Below are 18,064 nucleotides of genomic sequence, written 5' to 3'. Positions count from 1 at the left end.
AGGAGAGATTCGTTGTCCGATATCGAATTCTCCGGTATCAGCAAGACCTATCCGGACGGCACCCATGCCGTCACCGATCTCGATCTGCGGATCGAATCCGGGTCGTTCACCGTGTTCGTCGGTCCTTCCGGCTGCGGGAAGACGACGTCGATGCGGATGATCAACCGCATGATCGTGCCGAGTTCGGGGACGATCACCGTTGGCGGCCAGGACGTCTCGGCCGTCGATCCGGTCCGGCTACGCCTCGGGATCGGGTACGTCATCCAGAGCGGCGGGCTGCTGCCGCACCGGACGGTGCTCGACAATGTCGCGACCGTTCCGGTGCTGCGCGGTGACTCGCGCCGCGCCGCCCGCGCCGCGGCGCTCGAGGTGCTCGACCGGGTCGGCCTCGATCGCTCGCTGGCCCGGCGGTACCCGGCACAGCTGTCGGGTGGCCAGCAGCAACGCGTCGGTGTCGCCCGCGCGCTGGCCGCGGACCCGCCGATCCTGCTGATGGACGAACCGTTCAGCGCCGTCGACCCGGTGGTGCGCGCCGAGTTGCAGGTCGAAATGCAAAGACTGCAAGCGGAATTGCACAAGACCATCGTGTTCGTGACGCACGACATCGACGAGGCGATCACGCTCGGCGACCGGGTGGCGGTGTTCGGCCGCGGCGGGGTGCTCCAGCAGTACGACCCGCCGCAGCGCGTGCTCGCGCAGCCCGCCACCGATTTCGTCGCCGACTTCGTCGGCCGGGACCGCGGTTACCGCGGGTTGTCCTTCCGGCCCGCGAACGACGTTCCGCTGCACCGGATCCGGACGGCCGTGGCGGAAGAAGTCAAGGGGCTGCGGCTGGACGCGGGCGAGTGGGTGCTCGTGGTGGACGCGGCGAACAAGCCGGTCGGCTGGATGGACGTCACCGGAGTCGAAGGCGTCCGCGCGGGCCGCGCGCTGGCCGACAGCATGTCGGCGGGCGGCTCCCTGTTCACCCCGGCCGGTGACCTGCGCCAGGCGCTCGACGCCGCGATCTCCTCGCCCGCCGGAGTCGGCGTGGCCGTCGACGACTCCGGCGCCGTGCGCGGCGGCGTGCTGGCCACCGACGTGCTCGAGCAGCTGGCCGGGCAGCGCACGCGGGAAGACGCCGAACGCAACCGCCACTTCTTCGAAGAGCAGGTGCGCTGAGCGGCTATGCGCTATCTCGTCGACAACTTCCCGGACATCATGGGTCTCACCGCCACCCATCTCTACCTCGCGCTGGTACCGCTGCTGCTGGCCGCGGTGATCGCGATTCCCGTCGGCGCGCTGGTGCGGCGGGCGTCGTGGCTGCGCCGGGTCACGGTGACCGCCGCGAGCCTGGCCTACACCGTGCCGTCGCTGGCGTTGTTCGTGATCATTCCTCCGCTGGTGGGGATCTCCGCCATCGATCCGCTCAATGTGATCATCGCGCTCACGGTCTATTCCACGGCGCTGCTGGTGATCGCGGTTCCGGCGGCGCTCGATTCGGTGCCCGCCGCCGTGCTCGACGCGGCCGACGCGGTCGGCTACGGCCCGTTGCGCCGCACGCTCACCGTGGACATGCCGCTGGCCGTGCCGGTCTTCATGTCCAGCCTGCGGGTGGTGGTGGTCACCAATATCGCGATGGTGTCGGTGGGCGCGCTGATCGGCGTCGGCGGGCTCGGCAAGCTGTTCACCCAGGGCTATCAGCGCGACTATCCGGACGAGATCATCGCGGGCATCCTCGTGACCCTCGCTCTCGCGCTGATCGCCGACCGAACGGTGTACGCGCTGGGCCGCTGGTCGACGCCGTGGGTGCGCGCGGACGCCCGAGCGAAGGCGAAAGGCACCACACCGTGAACCTGTTCCTCGACGCCTGGCACTACTTCACCGATGGCAGCAACTGGAGCGGACCGTCCGGCATCGGGACCCGCATCGGCCAGCACCTCTGGTACAGCTTTCTGACCGTGGCCGTCTCGGCGGTGATCGCGATACCGCTGGGTTTGGTCATCGGCCACACCCGGCGCGGGGCGGCGGTGCTGGTCGGCTTCGCCAATGCCATGCGCGCCCTGCCGACCCTCGGCTTGCTGACCTTCCTGGTACTGCTGCTCGGCCTCGGGCTGATCCCACCGCTGCTCGCCTTGGTCACCGTCGGCGTTCCCCCGCTGCTCGCGGGTGCGTACGCCGGAATCGCCAACGTGCCCCCCGACGTCGTGGACGCCTCCCGCGCCATGGGCATGACCGAGCGGCAGATCCTCTTCCGAGCGGAGGTGCCCAACGCACTACCCATCCTGCTCACCGGACTGCGCGGCGCGACCCTCCAGGTGGTGGCCACCGCGACGATCGCGGCCTACGTCAACCTCGGCGGTCTGGGCCGCTACATCTTCGACGGCATCAGCCTCTACCGCTATGACCGGGTGCTGGTGGGCGCGCTGCTGGTAGCACTGCTGGCAATGCTGCTGGACGGGCTGCTGGCCTTCGCGGTGTGGGCCAGTGCGCCGGGCACGGGCCGGTTGCGCCGTTCGCCTCGCACCCTGGGTACGCCCACCGCCGAGTTGCAGGCCACCAACTGAACTCCGCTTCCACGACAAGGGCGCCCCGTTCCCAGTGAACGGAGCGCCCTGTCGATGCGGAGAACCGGCGTTACGCGACGCCCTCGGCGCGGGCGGCGGCCGCGACCGCTTCGGCGACGGCCGGTGCGACCCGTGGGTCCAGCGGGCTGGGGACGATCTTGTCCGGACCGAGCTCGTCGGCGACGACGCTGAGGATGGCGTCGGCGGCGGCGATCTTCATGCCCTCGGTGATCCGCCGGGCGCCCGCGTCCAGGGCGCCCTTGAAGACGCCGGGGAACGCCAGCACGTTGTTGATCTGGTTCGGGAAATCGCTGCGGCCGGTGGCTACGATCGCCGCGTACTTGCGCGCGACCTCCGGGTGGATCTCCGGGTCCGGGTTGGACATGGCGAACACGATCGACTCCGGCGCCATCGACGCGATGAGCTCCTCGGCGATCAGGCCGGCGGACAAACCGAGGAACACGTCGGCGCCGGCCAGCGCCTCGGCCGCGCCGCCGGTGAGGCCGCGCGGGTTGGTGCGGGTGGCCAGCTCGGCCTTCACCTCGTTGAGGTCGCCGCGCTCGGAGTTGACGATGCCCTTCGAGTCGAGCACGGTCACATCGCGGACACCGGCGGCGAGCAGGATGTTGGTGCACGCCACACCGGCGGCGCCCGCGCCGGACACCACGACCTTCAGGCCCTCGATGCCACGGCCCTGCACCTTGGCCGCGCCGTTGAGCGCCGCGAGCACCACGATGGCGGTGCCGTGCTGGTCGTCGTGCATCACCGGGCAGTCGAGCGCCTCGATGACGCGCTTCTCGATCTCGAAGCAGCGCGGCGCGGAGATGTCCTCCAGGTTCACCGCGCCGAAGCTCGGCCGCAGGCGGATCAGCGTCTCGACGATCGCGTCGACATCTTTGGTGTCCAACACGATCGGGATCGAATCCAGCCCGGCGAACTTCTTGAACAGCGCCGCCTTGCCCTCCATCACCGGCAGCGAGGCACGCGGGCCGATGTCACCGAGGCCGAGCACGGCGGTGCCGTCACTGACCACGACCACGAGCCGATCGGTCCAGGTGTAGCGCTTGGCCAGCGCCGCGTCCTCGGCGATCGCGCGGCTGACCTGGGCTACGCCCGGGGTGTAGGCGATCGAGAGGTCACGCTGGGTCTCCAGCGGCGCACTGAGTTCGACCGAGAGCTTGCCGCCGAGATGTCCCGCGAAGATTTCGTCGTTTGTGATTTCGGACAGGCTTGCGGTGGAATTCGGTGCGTCAGTCACAGGTGACACGATTTCACTCCTGCTCGGGTCGGGCTAAACCGGGGGACGGTTACCACTGGGTAATGGGTATAAGTCGTTTCACTGGGCTCATCGGGCACGCTGACCGGTATGTTTCGAGGCGGCTGCGAGCGAGCGAACACGACTTGCCGGTATCTCGAGGGCGGGCGCGGCACTGATCCGCGAAACAGAACCGGACGGGTGGGCCCGGACAGAACATGCGGTGCGATCTCGCGGGTCGCGACGGTACGTCGGCGAGGCGGAGACCTCCGTGATTCCCTCACCCGGCGGTGGCGGAGGTAAGGAATCCGACACATTCTGCCAGTCCGGTAGGCCAGTTGCCAAACCGGTAACCCCCTGGGCCGTGTCGCGCTCCATCACCCAACGGTATGGGCCGGGAATTACCTTCAGGTAAGCGGAAACTCCCCGTTCACGAGCTCGGCCCGGTGAGTGATCGCACTGCCGGGGGCTGCGCCGGTGTGAGTCCGTCACGGCGGCCGGAGGGCTCGAGCAAGACGCCGTGGCCGCGGGTCACGCGACGATATCGCGGGCCTGCTCCGGCATCGCGTGCGGCGCGTCCGGCCGCACCCACACGCTACGCATGCCACCTGTCATCAGCCGCATCCGCCAGGTGTCGGACGCGCCGGGGTGATCGGTCCGGCGGTGCATGCCGCGACTCTCCGCACGCAACAACGCACTGTATTTCGTCCAGCGCGCGACCGCGAGCAGCGCCGCGGCCTGCCGAGCGCGCAGCAGGTCGGCACCGCTGCCGCCGAGGTCGAATTCCGCGCCGGGCCACATCCCGTCGAGCTCGCCGATGCTGTCGCGCAGGCTGCCCGCGCTGCGCCAGTAGCTGCGCCGCAACGGCAAGGTGTGCTCTTGGACGAGACCGACTACCGCCCGCGGATCGATCCGCGCCACGGCGTTGAGCCCGGCCCCCGGGACCTCGCGCACCGGAGCCCGCCGATCCACCGTGCGGGCGAACTTCGCCGCGCCCGTGCCCGCCCAGACGCCGGACGCGATCGCCCACGCTCCGCCCAGCCCGCCTGATCCGCTCACCGCGCCGCTGATCGCCTCGCGGCTGACGACGTCGCCCGCGGCGAACAGGCCGGGGACGGTCGTGGCGCAATCCGGCCCGGTGACGCGCAGGCCCCCGGTACCGCGCACGGTGCCCTCCAGTACGGCGCGCAGCGGCACGCGCTCGGCACGGCCGCCAAGGCCATGACGCGCCGACCGGGAGCGGAGGGCGACCGGCACGTGGTCCAAGGCGGCGAAGATCCGCTGACCATCGGCGATGGCCGCGAGTGCCGCCGAGCGGTGGCCGGGCAGTTCGGCGCCGGATTCGTCGTAGAGCGGGGCGAACCGCAAGGCGAGACTCCCGAGCGCGGCCGGCTCCGCCGTCCCCGGCGGGATCAGGCTGTAGGCGCAGGAGAACTCCATGCCGGACAGCTCGGCGCCCGCCTCCGCGGCGAGCAGTAGACCGTCGCCGGTGTCCACGTCGGTGCCCGCGGCGCCGGACAGGAACGCGCAGCCCCCGGTGGCCACCACGACCGCGCCCGCACGCACGCTCCAGCGCGGGAAGCCGTCGTGGTGGCGTAGTCCGGTCGCGCCCGCCACCACACCGTCACGGTCGACGAGCAACTGCAACGCCGGATGATGATCGAGGACGCGCACCCCGGCTTCCCGCATCGCGCGGCGCATCCGCCGCAGGTAGCGGGCACCGTCGAGATAGATCCGCCGCCGGGCCGGGCCCGCCGGGTCAGCGGCGATGCGATAACCCCACCGAGCCGATTGCTCGACCCGCTGGTGGGTCTCCTCCAGCACCCGGTGCATCCAGTCCGGATCGCCCAGCCCGCCGCCGTGCGCGTGGCCGCGCCGCACCGCCTCGTCCCGGGCGGGCCCGGGCGGAAGGTGCCACAGCGAGATCGCGCCGTAGGCGGTCGGGCCGCTGGCCCCGGAGCGCGCCTTGTCGACGAGCACGACGGTGGCGCCCGCCGCGGCGGCCGAGACGGCCGCCCAGGCACCGGCGGGACCACCGCCGACTACCAGTACATCCGTCTCGAATCCGGTCACAATGAAAAATGTTCGGGCACAATTCATTCGCCCGCAACCAAACTAAAGGGTCAGCTCCACCATTGGGTCCACAGCAATAATCCAGCAGCCAGGAAAACCGTGATGGATCCGGTCGAGGCGGCCATCCCGCGATGCCGATCCGCGTAGATCTGCGCCGCGAGGGCGACCGTCGCGGCCGCCACATGCCAGGCGACCGATTCGCCGCCGGGCCCCGGGAACCCGCGCCGCTCGGCGAGGACGGCGGCGCCGACCACGATCAGCATGCCCACCACGGTCCCCCCGGCGACCACGCCGCTGAGGCCACGCACGAATCTCACGAGGCGATCACCGGCACGCCGGAAGCCTTGCCCACCAGCTTCTCGAATTGCGCGGGATCGGTGGTGAATTCGCCGAGCCGGATGGTCTTGTTGGCGCCGTGGTAGTCCGACGAACCGGTGGTGAGCAGGCCGAGTTCGGCGGCGAGATCGGTGAGCAGCGCGCGGTCGGCCGCGGAATGGTCGGGGTGGTCGATCTCCAAGCCGCCGAGCCCGAGGACGGCCAGCTCCCGGATGTCGTCGACGGCGAGCAACCTGCCCCGCTTGCGGGCCCTGGTGTGCGCCAGGACGCTGACCCCACCGGCCGTGGCGATCATCTGCACCGCACGACGCAGCGGAGTGTCGGCCTTCTCGGCGTAGTAGCGGCCGTGCGGGGCGAGCAATTCGTCGAACGCCGCGTCCACGCTCGGCACCACACCGGCGGCGACCAGCGCGCGAGCCAGATGCGGGCGTCCCGCCGACGGGCCGGCCGAGGCCAGCACCGCATCCGGGTCGATCGGCAGTCCGTCGGCGGCCATCCGCTCGGCCATCGCGCGCAGCCGGTCCACCCGTTCGGCGCGCAGCCGCTCGCGTTCCTCGGCGAACCCGCGATGGGCCGGGTCGAACAGGTACGCCAGCAAATGCACGGGCACCGGCCAGCCATCCTCGCCCAGACCCACACACGACATCTCCATGCCGCGGACCAGCGTCATCCCCTTCGGGAGCGCGTCGACCGCTTCCGCCCATCCTGCCGTGGTGTCGTGATCGGTGATCGCGACGACGTCCAGGCCCGCCGCGGCCGCGTTCCGCACGAGTTCGGCCGGTGTGTCGGTGCCGTCGGACGCGGTCGAGTGGGTATGCAGGTCGATGCGCACGCCTTCAAGTCTTACAGTGCGGCCGCATCGTCCCGCACGCGCAGGCGACCATCCGCCGGCCTGCGGCGACGTAGCATCGTCACCGTGCCGTCCTTTTCTCCGCTTTCCTCACTTCGTGGATCCGGCCGATCACCAGCGCAGCCCGAGCAGCGATTCATCCCGGTGCCCACGGCGCAGGCGATCGTCGACTGCGCGGTGTACGTGGACGGCGAACGCCTGCCGGGCCGGTTCACCCACCAGGCGGCACTCGCCCGGGCCCGCGAGGAGGACACCGGATTCGTCTGGGTAGGCCTGCACGATCCGGACGCCACACAGATGGCCGACATCGCCGAGACGTTCGGGTTGCACCAACTGGCCACCGAACACGCCCTGCAGCGCCATCAGCGGCCGAAGCTGGAACGCTACGACGATTCGCTGCTGCTGGTGTTGCGCACGGTCAGCTACGTCCCGCACGAAATCGACAGCGTGAGCGAGATCGTGGAGACCGGCGAGATCATCGTGTTCACCGGTCCGGACTTCGTGGTCGCGGTCCGGCACGGTGAGCATTCCGGACTGGCCGAGGTACGCAAGGCCCTGGAAGAGGCCCCCGCGCAGCTGGCCTTGGGCCCCGGCGCGGTCCTGCACGCGATCGCCGACCGGGTGGTGGACTCCTACATCGACGTGGCCCAGTCCGTCGAGAACGACATCGACGAGATGGAAGAGGAGATCTTCACCCCGCGCAGCAAGGTCACCGTGGAGTCGATCTACCAGCTCAAGCGCGAGGTGGTCGAGTTGCGGCGCGCGGTGAATCCGCTCGCCGCCCCGCTGGAGCAGCTCAGTCACAAACCGGATCTGCCGGTGCCCAAGGAGGTCCGGCGCTATCTGCGCGACGTCGCCGAGCATCACGCCGCCGTGGCGGAACGGATCAACGACTTCGACGAGGCGCTCAGCGCGCTGATCAGCGCCGCGCTGGCCCGGATCGGCGTGCAGCAGAACACCGACATGCGCAAGATCTCGGCGTGGGTGGCGATCGCGGCCGTGCCGACGATGATCGCGGGCATCTACGGAATGAACTTCGACCATATGCCCGAACTGCACCAGGTCTGGGGTTATCCCATGGTCTGGGCGCTCATCATCGTCATCTGCACCGGACTGTTCTTCACCTTCCGGCGCAACAAGTGGCTCTAACCGGGCGGCGGATCACAAACTGGCGGCGCCGCGTCTCGGATCGCGCACGTCGATCCCGGCTTCCTGCCAGGCCTCCCGCAGCGCCTGCGCACCACGGACCCGGACCCACGCCGCCTCCGTGGCGGTCACCGGCGTCACCGCGAAATACCGCACCGGCTCGGCCGGGTCGGGCAGCGGCACCGCCGGGATGTCGCTGTCGCCGAGCAGAACGGCGGTGAACGGCGCGTCGCGCCACATCGGCTCACCCAGATCCAGCAGCGCGTCGGCTTGCAGCACAACGCCTTCCACGACCGGCGCCGCGGCCAGCACGCCGAGCGACTTGGCCAGGCCCGAGCTGGCGCCGACCCCGGACCGCAACGTCAGCACCAGTTCCGCGCGCGGCCCGCGCACCGGATCGGCGTGCACCGCCGCGGGATCGCCCATCGGATGCCTGCTGCCGCCCAGCGTCACGTAGTGCACCAGATCGCCCTCGACGATGCGCAGGATCTCGATCGGCTCCAAACCCAGGAAGGTGACCGACGCGGCGTCCACCTGCGCGGCGTCCACGCCGAAATGGCCCAGCACCTCGGTGCGGACCGTCTCCAGCACTTCCATGCGTCAGATCGCCAGCCGCGCGAGCATGTCCCGCGCCTGCTCGGCCGACTTCGGATCGCACAGCACGTCGTAGCGGCCCGCCACCAGTTGCATGGTGGACGCGAAATCGCGCTGCCCCCTGGTCGCGGCGTACGGGATCGAGGTCGAGATGACGCCGAAGATGACGCCGCCGACCAAGCCGACGAGCAGCGGACCCAGCGCGCCGCTGGTGGTGAACAGGCTGAGCAGCAGGCCGAGGAACAGGCCGAGCCAGGCGCCCGACACCACGCCGCCGCCGATCACCTTGCCCCAGGTCAGCCGATAGAGAACCCGCTCCACCTGCATCAAGTCGACGCCGACGATGGTCACGTCCTGCACCGGGAACTGGTTGTCGGCCAGATAGTCGACCGCCTTCTGCGCCTCGACATAGGTCGGATACGAGCCGACCGGCCAGCCCGACGGTGGCGTCGGGAGGCCCGGCCGCGCACGGCTCGAGTTCCCCAAGGGATTCGTCATAGCTCCATTCTGCTATTCCGGCGCATCCTGCGGTGGTGTGAAACGCGTGGTGCGCGTCATTCCGGCCGCCCGGCCCTTTTCCGCGATCACATGGGCCATTTTGGCGCTGGCCTCGTCGATCATCTCGTCGCCGAGCATCACCGCACCGCGCGCGCCGCCGGCCGCCGAGGTGTGAAAGGCGTAGGCGTCGAGGATTTCCTCCGCGCGGTCGTAGTCCGCTTGGCGCGGGCTGAAGATCTCGTTCGCCGCCTCGATCTGGCCGGGGTGCAGCACCCACTTGCCGTCGAATCCCAGCGCGGCCGTGCGCGCGGCGGCCCGCCGGAAGCCCTCGACATCCCGGATCTGCAGGTACGGGCCGTCGATCGCCTGCAGACCGTGGGCGCGGGCGGCGAGCAGGATGGTCATCAGGATGTGGTGGTAGGCGTCGCCGGTGTCGTAGCCCTCCGGCTGTTCACCGACCACCAGGGTCCGCATGTTGATGCTGGCCATGAAGTCCGCCGGGCCGAAGACCAGGGTCTGTACCCGGGGGCTGGCGGTGGCGATGGCGTCGATGTTGCGCAACCCCAGCGCGTTCTCGATCTGCGGCTCGATCCCGATCCGGCCGACGTCCAGGCCACAGGTCTTCTCCAGCTGGGACAGCAGCAGGTCCAGCGCGCGCACCTGCCCCGCGTCGGTCACCTTGGGCAGCAGGATCGCGTCCAGCGCGGCGCCCGCGCCCTCGACCACGGAAATGACGTCGGCGTAGGTCCATTCGGTGGTCCAGTCGTTGACCCGGACCACACGCAGTTGCGTTCCCCACCCGGAGTCGTTCAGCGCCGCGACGATGTTCGCCCGCGCCTCGGCCTTCGCGACCGGGGCGACCGCGTCCTCCAGATCGAGAAACACCTCGTCGACGGGCAGGGTCTTGGCTTTCTCGATCATCTTCGTGTTGCTGCCCGGGCAGGCGAGCACCGAACGGCGCGGCTTCATGATCACTCCCGTCGATCGTGGCGGGGTGCGAACACCCGCCCGCGAACATCTAGCCTGGCAGCATGGCAGCTACCAGGGTGTACGTCGCCAGGCTGGCCGGTTTGGCGGTGCTGGGACCGGACGGCGAGTCTATCGGCCGCATTCGTGACGTCGTCGTGGCCGTCCGCTCCGACCGCCAGCAGCCCCGCGTGCACGGATTGGTCGTCGAATTGCCCACCCGGCGGCGTATTTTCGTGCCGATCCTGCGGATCACCGCGATCGAACCCGGCGTGGTCACGCTGAACACCGGAACGGTCAGCCTGCGGCGGTTCACGCAGCGTCCGGGCGAGATGCTCGCGCTGGCGCAGGTCGTCGACTCGGTGGTGCGGGTCGAGGACCCGGACCTGCCGGATCTGACGGGCGTGGACGTCCACGTGGTCGATCTCGGCATCGAGCAGACCCGTTCGAGGGACTGGCTGGTCAGCAGGGTCGCGGTGCGCGGGCACCGGAGGCTGGGCCGCAGGCGCACGGTGCACGTCGTGGACTGGACCAGGGTGTCCGGCCTGACGCCCTACGAGATCGGCAGGCCCGGACAGGACGTCACGCAACTGCTCGAAGGGTTCGAGGGCATGCGCGCGGCCGACGTGGCGCAGCAGCTGCGGGAGCTGCCGGAGAAACGGCGGATCGAGGTGGCCGTCGCGCTGGACGACGAACGTCTGGCCGACGTGGTGCAGGAGCTGCCGGACGACGAGCAGGTCGATCTGCTCGGTCATCTGGAGGTGCGCAGGGCCGCCGACGTCCTGGAGGCGATGGACCCCGACGACGCCGCCGACCTGCTGGGCGAGCTGCCCGAGGGCGAGGCCGAATCGCTGCTCGCCCTGATGGACCCGCAGGAGTCCGAGCCGGTGCGCAGGCTGCTCGAGCACTCCCCCTACAGCGCGGGCGGTCTGATGACGCCGAAACCGATCATCCTGACGCCGTCCACGACGGTGGCCGAAGCCTTGGCGCGGGTGCGCAACCCGGACCTGACGCCCGCGCTGGCCTCCATGGTGTTCGTGGTCCGTCCCCCCACAGCGACGCCGACGGGCCGCTACCTGGGTTCGGTGCACATCCAGCAGCTGCTGCGTGAACCCCCCGCCCACCTGGTGGGCGGCATTCTCGACACCGATCTCTCGCCGCTGCGCCCCGAACTCCCCTTGGCCGCCGTGACGCGGTATTTCGCGACTTACAACCTGGTGTGCGGACCGGTGGTGGACGAGGAGAACCACTTGCTCGGCGCGGTCAGCGTCGATGACGTCCTCGACCATCTGCTGCCCGAGGACTGGCGCGACCAGGAAGAGACCGACGAGCGGGGCGGAGCGTGACCGCGCGGAGCCCCGCACCCGCCCGAAAGGACAGACCGTGAGCGAGAACGACCCGGGCGTGCGGCTCGGTCACAGCAGGGCCCGCCAGCGTCTGGAGACGCCGGTGGAGGGCCGGTTCCGATTGGAATGGGACGCCGAGGCACTGGCCCGCAGCAGCGAGCGGGTGGCGCGATTCCTAGGGACCGGCCGGTATCTCGCGGTGCAAACGATCGTGGTGCTGGTTTGGATCGCGTTGAACGTCTTCGTAGTCGCGTTGCGCTGGGATCCGTACCCGTTCATCCTGCTGAACCTGGCGTTCTCCACCCAGGCCGCCTACGCGGCGCCGCTGATCCTGCTGGCGCAGAACCGGCAGGACAACCGGGACCGGGTCGCTCTGGAGGAGGACCGGGTGCGGGCCGCTCAGACCAAGGCGGACACCGAGTTTCTGGCCCGCGAACTGGCCGCGCTGCGCCTCGCGGTCGGCGAAGTGGCGACGCGGGATTACCTGCGCCGGGAATTGGATGAGCTGAAAGGGATTCTGGACCGGATCGAGGCCACGGAATCCCCTGAACACGAGATCCGGTCGGAAAGCGGAGGAAAGGGCGGCCGCAAGAAAAGCTCCGGCCGAAAGCCCGCTCCGGCATCGGTTTCACCGTCGGTAACCGATGATCAACCAGAAATGCCGAATAAGGACCTGACTGGTGGGTAACCTGGACAACGTTGTCCAGAGCGGCCAGGGCAGGGGATGTCCCGGACAGCCGCTCCCACGACGTCGAGGATTGGGTGTGGCCGAATGCGTGTATCTGCTCCGATAACGGTCTCGGCTTTGGTTGTTGCTGGTGCGGTGGTGAGTGGTTCGGGGGTGCAGACGCCGGTGCGTGAGCCGGCGCCGCGTGCGCCGGAGGTGCTGGCGGCGGCGAGCGCGGAGTCGCGGGTGGTGGGGTTGTTGCCGGCGACGGCGGAGGGTCCGCGGCGATTGCGGGCGGTGACGCCCGGGGCGCCGTTCGCGGGTTCGGTCCCGCTGCAGGAGATGAGGTTGCCCTCGGCGGGCGGTGCGCTCGGGATTCCCGAGGTGGTGTTGGCGGCGTATCGGAACGCGGAGTTGGCGTTGGCGTCCTCGACGCCGGGGTGCGGGTTGTCGTGGAGTTTGCTGGCGGGGATCGGGCGGATCGAGTCGGGGCACGCCCGTGGTGGGCGCACGGATGCGGCGGGGACGACGGTGGCGCCGATCTTCGGTCCGGCGTTGGATGGGAGTCTGCCGGGTAACGAGGTGATCAAGGCGGCGGACGGGGGGTATGTGCGGGCGTTGGGGCCGATGCAGTTCCTGCCCGGCACGTGGAGTGCCTACGGGGCGGATGGGAACGGGGACGGGGTGGCCGATCCGCACAATGTGTTCGATGCGGCGTTGGCGGCCGGGAAGTACCTGTGTTCGGGGGGTCTGGATCTGCGAGACGGGTCGCAGGAGTTGCGGGCGGTGTTGCGGTACAACAACTCGATGGCGTACGCGGCCAATGTGCTGAGTTGGTCGGCGGCGTATCGGACGGGTGGTTCGCCGACGCAGGTGCGGATCTCGCCGGATCTGGTGGCGCCGGGCACGCTCTCGCCGAGTCCGGACATGAGCGCGGTGCGCACCCAGACGCCGGCCATCGATCCGGACGAGCAGGCACGGGCAGCGGGCCTGGCTCCGAGGCCGCGGCCGCGGCCCGCGCCGACCACGGTGATGATCACGATCCCGGGCCTGCCGCCGATCCCTTGCGGGATCTTCTGCCCGCCCCCGCCGGTCGATCCATGTGTGGGACAGTCGGTTCCCGCGCCGATGCCGTTCCCCGACCTACCCGGGACCGCACGCGTACCACTAGCCCCGCAGCAACCCTATGGCGCCGCACCGGCCCAAACCCCCGGCCCGGCTGGACCCGCCAACGGAGCCAAGCCCGCCGATACCGGAACCATGGGTCAGCCCGGCGCCCCGGACCAGGCAGCCGCCCGATGCGCACAGCCCGACACCACACTCGCCACGACCGAATCCGTACCCCTCCCGGGCGATCCGCCCGCTCCCGATACCGCGCCCCGCGGCGGCGATACCGAGCCGGCCACCACCACACCGCCCGCGCCGGAACCCGAACCGGTGCCCGACGCCGCGTCCACGCCCACGCCGCAACCCGGGATAACCTTGCCCTTCGGCATCGTCATCCCCCTTCCCGCGCCACCGGCTCCCCCGCAGTGATTCAAACCTCACATCAGATCACGAAGCAGTAACAAAAAGGTCTCGGATGCGGTAGCCTCTCCCTTGGTCCGTAACAAACGGCTCACAGCGAGTCATGGGAGGGTCACCACACCGTGGGGCGTCATCGAAAACAACCGCCTGCCACCGCCAGACGGAGTTCCGTCATCGCGTTGACCGGACTGGTTCCCGCCGGGCTGGTATCCGTCACGGCAGCCTCCGAGGTCGGCGACGCCGTACCCCTCGCGGCCGCGGTCCAGACGCCGGACGACCAGAGCGTCCAGGGCGCCCGCCCGCAGGCGGCCGCCGAGCCCGTCGCCGCGGCCGAATTCGTCGCGCACGCCATGGCCAAGGCCGCGCCCACCGCGACACCGCTGGTGAAAACCGTTGCGCTGCCTAATGGTCGGCAACCGGCCGCGATGCCGGCCGGGCCGCTCGGCGTTCCCGGCGTGGCCGTCGCGGCGTACCAGAACGCGGAACGCGTCTTGGCGGCCGAGAACCCGGTATGCGGCATGCCGTGGTCGCTGCTGGCCGGCATCGGACGGGTGGAGTCCACCCACGCGTTCGGCGGCAAAGCCGACGCCGACGGCAATCCGCTGAGCCCCGTCTACGGCCCGGTGCTGGACGGCTCGCTCACCGGCAACCACGTCGTCCGGGACTCCGACGACGGCGCGCTCGACGGCCTGGACGGCTACGACCGCGCGATCGGGCCGATGCAGTTCCTGCCCGACACCTGGAAGCGCTACGCGGCCGACGGCAACGGCGACGGCATCGCCGATCCGCAGAATCTCTTCGACGCCGCTCTGACGGCCGGGAAGTACCTGTGCGACGGCGGCCTGAACATGCGCGACCTGGCCCAACAGTCCAAGGCGATCCTGCGGTACAACCACTCCATGGCGTACGTCGCGAACGTCATGGCCTGGGAGACTTCCTACAGCACGGGGGTCGCACCCCGGGCCGCGGACTTGCCCAAAATTTGACACGCCTAAAATTCCTGCCATGCCAGTCGTTACGGAATCGGATGTGCGGGGTGCCCTCGCGAAGGTCGACGACCCGGAGATCCGCAAGCCGATCACCGAGCTGGGCATGGTGAAAAGCGTCGTGATCGGCGCCGACAGCGATGTCCACGTAGAGATCTATCTGACGACGGCGGGATGCCCCCTGCGTACCGAGATCACGCAGCGGGTCTCCAGGGCCGTCGCCGACGTGCCCGGTGTGGGCGCCATCACCGTCGACCTAGATGTGATGGACGACGAGCAGCGCACCGCACTGCGCAAGCAGCTGCGCGGCGACTCGGCCGATCCGGTCATCCCGTTCGCCCAGCCCGGCTCGCTGACCCGGGTCTACGCGGTCGCTTCCGGCAAGGGCGGCGTCGGCAAGTCCAGCGTCACGGTGAACCTGGCCGCCGCGATGGCCGCGCGGGGGCTGTCGGTCGGCGTGCTGGACGCCGACATCTACGGCCATTCCATCCCGCGGATGCTCGGCACCGACGCCAGGCCCACCCAGGTCGAGCGGATGATCATGCCGCCGATCGCGCACGACGTGAAGATGATCTCCATCGCGCAGTTCACCCAGGGCAACACGCCCGTGGTGTGGCGCGGCCCGATGCTGCACCGGGCGCTGCAGCAGTTCCTCGCCGACGTGTTCTGGGGCGACCTGGACATCCTGCTGCTCGACCTGCCGCCCGGCACCGGCGACGTCGCGATCTCCATCGCGCAGCTGATCCCGAACGCCGAGATCCTGGTGGTCACCACCCCGCAGCCGGCCGCAGCGGAGGTCGCCGAGCGGGCGGGCGCGATCGCGCTGCAGACCCGCCAGCGCATCGCGGGCGTGGTGGAGAACATGTCCTGGCTCGACCTGCCGGACGGCACCCGGATGGACCTGTACGGCTCCGGCGGCGGCCAGGCCGTCGCCGACCGGCTCACCCGCGCCGTGGGCGCCACCGTGCCGTTGCTCGGCCAGATCCCCATCGAACAGGCTCTGCGCGAAGCGGGCGACGAAGGCACCCCCATCGTGCTGCGCGATCCGGAGAACTCCGCCGCCAAGGCTCTGCTCGAGGTCGCCGACAAGCTCGCCGTCCGCCGCCGCGGCCTGGCAGGCATGTCGCTCGGCATCGACACCACCCGGCACCTGTAACCCCGCATAAGCTCGTGCCATGCTCACCATGCTGCTGTACGTGCTGATCGTCGGCTTGGTCGCCGCGGTGCTGTTCCTGCTCGCCAGTGCGGTGTTCGGGCGGTCCGAGGAACTCGGGCCGCTGCCGGAGGGGACGACGGCCACCGTGTTGCCGGTGGACGGGATCACGGGGGCGGACGTGCGCGCGTTGCGTTTCCAGCAGGTCGTGCGCGGCTACAAAGCCGGAGAGGTGGATTGGGCGCTGGCCCGGCTGGCCGCGCGGATCGACGAACTCCAGCACCAACTCGCCGAGGCGCAGGCCGCGCGGTGGCAGACGCCGATCGCGCCGGAGTCGAAGTGAGCGCCCCCGCGGACGACGGGCTGATCCGCTGCGCTTGGCCGCTGGACTCGCAGCTGTATCGGGACTACCACGACTACGAGTGGGGCAAGCCTCTGCACGGTGACGACGCCTTGTTCGAGCGCCTGTGCCTGGAGGCCTTCCAATCCGGCCTGTCGTGGCTGACCATCCTGCGCAAACGTCCCGCCTTCCGCGCGGCTTTCGCCGGGTTCTCCATCGAGCGAGTCGCGGAGTTCGGCGACGACGACGTCGCCCGATTGATGGCCGACGCGGGCATCGTCCGCAACCGCAGCAAGATCGACGCGGCTATCGCCAACGCCCGTGTCGCCCGCGATCTCGACGTCGGCTTGGACGAGTTGCTCTGGTCGTTCGCCCCGCCGCCGCGCCCGCGCCCGCGCTCCGGCGCCGACGTGCCCGCGACCACCCCCGAATCCGTCGCGCTGGCAAAAGAATTGAAACGGCGCGGATTCCGGTTCGTCGGACCCACCACGGCGTATGCCCTGATGCAGGCGACCGGAATGGTCGACGACCACCTGGCCGATTGCTGGGTGGGCAGCGACTCGCTCGACACGGGCCGACCGGTCACTTTTTGAACTCAGCTATCCGTCCACATCGGCGATAGGGAAGAATGGGACGGGTGTAGCTCGCCAAACGCTGGCGAGCTCACTGGTTGGTGACAACTGGAGTTCCAAGAAAGTGCGCAGCAGACCGCGCAGATCTGGAGGGAGCAGAGGATGGCGGCCATGAAGCCCCGCACCGGGGACGGTCCCCTCGAGGCAACCAAAGAAGGGCGTGGAATCGTGATGCGGGTTCCACTCGAGGGTGGCGGGCGTCTGGTCGTCGAACTCACGCCGGACGAGGCAGCGGCGCTCGGTGACGAACTGAAGAGCGTCACGAGCTGAGTGGCCCCGGCTGACCACTCGGCTCTCGCCGTCGCGGCCGGCGTGCTGGCGTGCCCCGAATGTCTGCGGGCACACCAGGACGCCGCGCCGCTCGCGCTCGAATCGCGAGATCGAGCACTGCGCTGCGGTCGCGGTCACAGCTTCGACATCGCCCGGCAGGGCTATGTCAGCTTGCTGACCGGTGCGTCGACCAAGATGACGGGCGACACCGCGGCCATGCTCGACGCCCGTGCCGCCTTTCAGAACGAAGGCCACTTCGCGCCGATCGCCGACGCGGTGACGCACGCCGCCACGGCGCGCCGCTGCGACGGCCCGGTGCTGGAGATCGGCGCGGGTACCGGCTACTACCTCGCCCGTGCGCTCGACGCCGCTCCCCCGGCGGTCGGCATCGGACTGGACGTGGCCAAACCCGCCGTCCGTCGGTGCGCGCGCGCCCACCCGCGCGCGGCCGCGGTGCTGGCCGACGCCTGGCGCGGGTTGCCGATCCGAGACGGCGCGCTGGCCTGCGTGCTCTCCGTCTTCGCCCCGCGCAATCCCGGCGAGATCGCCAGGGTGCTCGCGGCGGACGGCTGCTTCGTCGTGGTCACTCCCACCGAGCGCCACCTCGGGGAGCTGATCGAGCCGTTGGACATGGTCCGGGTCGATCCCGACAAGGATCGCAGGCTCGACGTCGCGATGGCGGGGCATTTCGAGCCGGTCGACCGGACGTTGGTGGAGTACCCGATGACGCTCGCCGGAACCGATGTCGCGCACGTGGTCGGCATGGGTCCGTCCGCTCATCACGCGGACGCGGGACGTGAGCGTCTCGCGCGGCTGCCGGAGTCCGTCGAGGTGACCGCGTCGGTCGTCGTCGGCACCTACCGTCCGGCCGCCTGATCG

The 18,064-nt window shown here is 70.0% G+C and carries 20 protein-coding genes; 13 read left to right on the top strand and 7 right to left on the bottom strand.

The features are described 5' to 3' along the window. The first annotated feature begins 12 nt into the window (after nt 1-12). From ABZ552_RS17340 to ABZ552_RS17330, 3 genes are read left to right on the top strand one after another with little or no spacing between them, the layout of a single operon-like run. Nucleotides 13-1,161 (top strand): ATP-binding cassette domain-containing protein, encoded by a 1,149-nt coding sequence (locus ABZ552_RS17340; protein ID WP_281877797.1) that lies wholly within the window; start codon nt 13-15, stop codon nt 1,159-1,161. 6 nt (nt 1,162-1,167) lie between these two features. Continuing rightward, complete coding sequence (locus ABZ552_RS17335) at nt 1,168-1,833, top strand: ABC transporter permease (RefSeq protein ID WP_281877796.1); 666 nt, start codon at nt 1,168-1,170, stop codon at nt 1,831-1,833. Beyond that, on the top strand, nt 1,830-2,546 hold the full coding sequence (locus ABZ552_RS17330) for an ABC transporter permease (protein ID WP_281877795.1): 717 nt from the start codon (nt 1,830-1,832) through the stop codon (nt 2,544-2,546). Before ABZ552_RS17335 ends, ABZ552_RS17330 begins: the two co-directional genes overlap by 4 nt. Before the next feature lie 70 nt (nt 2,547-2,616). Here the strand turns inward: ABZ552_RS17330 and ABZ552_RS17325 are convergent, their stop codons facing one another. The 4 genes from ABZ552_RS17325 to ABZ552_RS17310 all read right to left on the bottom strand — a co-directional run bounded on the left by ABZ552_RS17325 (nt 2,617) and on the right by ABZ552_RS17310 (nt 7,042). Further along, entirely contained in the window at nt 2,617-3,804 is a 1,188-nt protein-coding gene (locus ABZ552_RS17325) for an NADP-dependent malic enzyme (protein WP_281877793.1), read from the bottom strand. Nucleotides 3,805-4,332: 528 nt separating this feature from the next. Next, entirely contained in the window at nt 4,333-5,874 is a 1,542-nt protein-coding gene (locus ABZ552_RS17320) for an FAD-binding protein (RefSeq protein ID WP_281877791.1), read from the bottom strand. A 50-nt stretch (nt 5,875-5,924) separates the two neighbouring features. Continuing rightward, the gene (locus ABZ552_RS17315; protein WP_281877790.1) at nt 5,925-6,191 is read right to left on the bottom strand and encodes a hypothetical protein; all 267 of its coding nucleotides are present in this window, start codon (nt 6,189-6,191) and stop codon (nt 5,925-5,927) included. Next, complete coding sequence (locus tag ABZ552_RS17310; RefSeq protein ID WP_281877788.1) at nt 6,188-7,042, bottom strand: PHP domain-containing protein; 855 nt, start codon at nt 7,040-7,042, stop codon at nt 6,188-6,190. The genes ABZ552_RS17315 and ABZ552_RS17310 overlap by 4 nt, the downstream gene beginning before the upstream one ends. A gap of 84 nt (nt 7,043-7,126) precedes the next feature. Here ABZ552_RS17310 and ABZ552_RS17305 point away from each other — a divergent pair, with 84 nt between their 5' ends. Beyond that, nucleotides 7,127-8,209 (top strand): magnesium and cobalt transport protein CorA, encoded by a 1,083-nt coding sequence (locus ABZ552_RS17305; RefSeq protein ID WP_281877786.1) that lies wholly within the window; start codon nt 7,127-7,129, stop codon nt 8,207-8,209. A 12-nt stretch (nt 8,210-8,221) separates the two neighbouring features. Here ABZ552_RS17305 and ABZ552_RS17300 read toward each other — a convergent pair whose 3' ends face one another. Genes ABZ552_RS17300 through ABZ552_RS17290 form a run of 3 tightly spaced genes read right to left on the bottom strand, consistent with a single transcriptional unit; the run spans nt 8,222 to nt 10,267 of the window. Continuing rightward, nucleotides 8,222-8,803 (bottom strand): suppressor of fused domain protein, encoded by a 582-nt coding sequence (locus tag ABZ552_RS17300; RefSeq protein WP_281877784.1) that lies wholly within the window; start codon nt 8,801-8,803, stop codon nt 8,222-8,224. A gap of 3 nt (nt 8,804-8,806) precedes the next feature. Further along, nucleotides 8,807-9,298: a general stress protein gene (locus ABZ552_RS17295; RefSeq protein ID WP_159847049.1), complete on the bottom strand. Its 492-nt coding sequence runs from the start codon at nt 9,296-9,298 to the stop codon at nt 8,807-8,809. 12 nt (nt 9,299-9,310) lie between these two features. Beyond that, the gene (locus ABZ552_RS17290) at nt 9,311-10,267 is read right to left on the bottom strand and encodes a CoA ester lyase (protein ID WP_281877782.1); all 957 of its coding nucleotides are present in this window, start codon (nt 10,265-10,267) and stop codon (nt 9,311-9,313) included. A gap of 62 nt (nt 10,268-10,329) precedes the next feature. Here ABZ552_RS17290 and ABZ552_RS17285 point away from each other — a divergent pair, with 62 nt between their 5' ends. The 9 genes from ABZ552_RS17285 to ABZ552_RS17245 all read left to right on the top strand — a co-directional run bounded on the left by ABZ552_RS17285 (nt 10,330) and on the right by ABZ552_RS17245 (nt 18,061). Then, nucleotides 10,330-11,610 carry a CBS domain-containing protein gene (locus ABZ552_RS17285; protein ID WP_281877781.1) on the top strand — a complete coding sequence of 427 codons (1,281 nt, stop codon included), beginning with the start codon at nt 10,330-10,332 and terminating at the stop codon, nt 11,608-11,610. A gap of 58 nt (nt 11,611-11,668) precedes the next feature. Continuing rightward, complete coding sequence (locus ABZ552_RS17280) at nt 11,669-12,298, top strand: DUF1003 domain-containing protein (protein ID WP_281880765.1); 630 nt, start codon at nt 11,669-11,671, stop codon at nt 12,296-12,298. Between the two features lie 138 nt (nt 12,299-12,436). Then, on the top strand, nt 12,437-13,813 hold the full coding sequence (locus ABZ552_RS17275) for a lytic murein transglycosylase (protein WP_281877779.1): 1,377 nt from the start codon (nt 12,437-12,439) through the stop codon (nt 13,811-13,813). A gap of 113 nt (nt 13,814-13,926) precedes the next feature. Next, nucleotides 13,927-14,790 (top strand): lytic murein transglycosylase, encoded by an 864-nt coding sequence (locus tag ABZ552_RS17270; RefSeq protein ID WP_159848399.1) that lies wholly within the window; start codon nt 13,927-13,929, stop codon nt 14,788-14,790. Between the two features lie 19 nt (nt 14,791-14,809). Further along, nucleotides 14,810-15,946, top strand: a complete 1,137-nt coding sequence (locus tag ABZ552_RS17265) for a P-loop NTPase (RefSeq protein ID WP_281877777.1) — start codon at nt 14,810-14,812, stop codon at nt 15,944-15,946. Between the two features lie 19 nt (nt 15,947-15,965). Continuing rightward, on the top strand, nt 15,966-16,286 hold the full coding sequence (locus ABZ552_RS17260; protein ID WP_063024054.1) for a DivIVA domain-containing protein: 321 nt from the start codon (nt 15,966-15,968) through the stop codon (nt 16,284-16,286). Next, nucleotides 16,283-16,876, top strand: a complete 594-nt coding sequence (locus tag ABZ552_RS17255; RefSeq protein WP_281877776.1) for a DNA-3-methyladenine glycosylase I — start codon at nt 16,283-16,285, stop codon at nt 16,874-16,876. Before ABZ552_RS17260 ends, ABZ552_RS17255 begins: the two co-directional genes overlap by 4 nt. A gap of 141 nt (nt 16,877-17,017) precedes the next feature. After that, the gene (locus tag ABZ552_RS17250) at nt 17,018-17,185 is read left to right on the top strand and encodes a DUF3117 domain-containing protein (protein ID WP_011211259.1); all 168 of its coding nucleotides are present in this window, start codon (nt 17,018-17,020) and stop codon (nt 17,183-17,185) included. After that, the gene (locus tag ABZ552_RS17245; protein ID WP_281877775.1) at nt 17,186-18,061 is read left to right on the top strand and encodes a putative RNA methyltransferase; all 876 of its coding nucleotides are present in this window, start codon (nt 17,186-17,188) and stop codon (nt 18,059-18,061) included. It begins immediately after the preceding gene. Nucleotides 18,062-18,064: the final 3 nt, after the last annotated feature.

The sequence above is a fragment of the Nocardia sp. NPDC019219 genome (genome assembly GCF_040632645.1).
GTDB classification, from domain to species: domain Bacteria; phylum Actinomycetota; class Actinomycetes; order Mycobacteriales; family Mycobacteriaceae; genus Nocardia; species Nocardia sputorum.
This window is presented reverse-complemented; position numbering and strand designations above follow the sequence as displayed.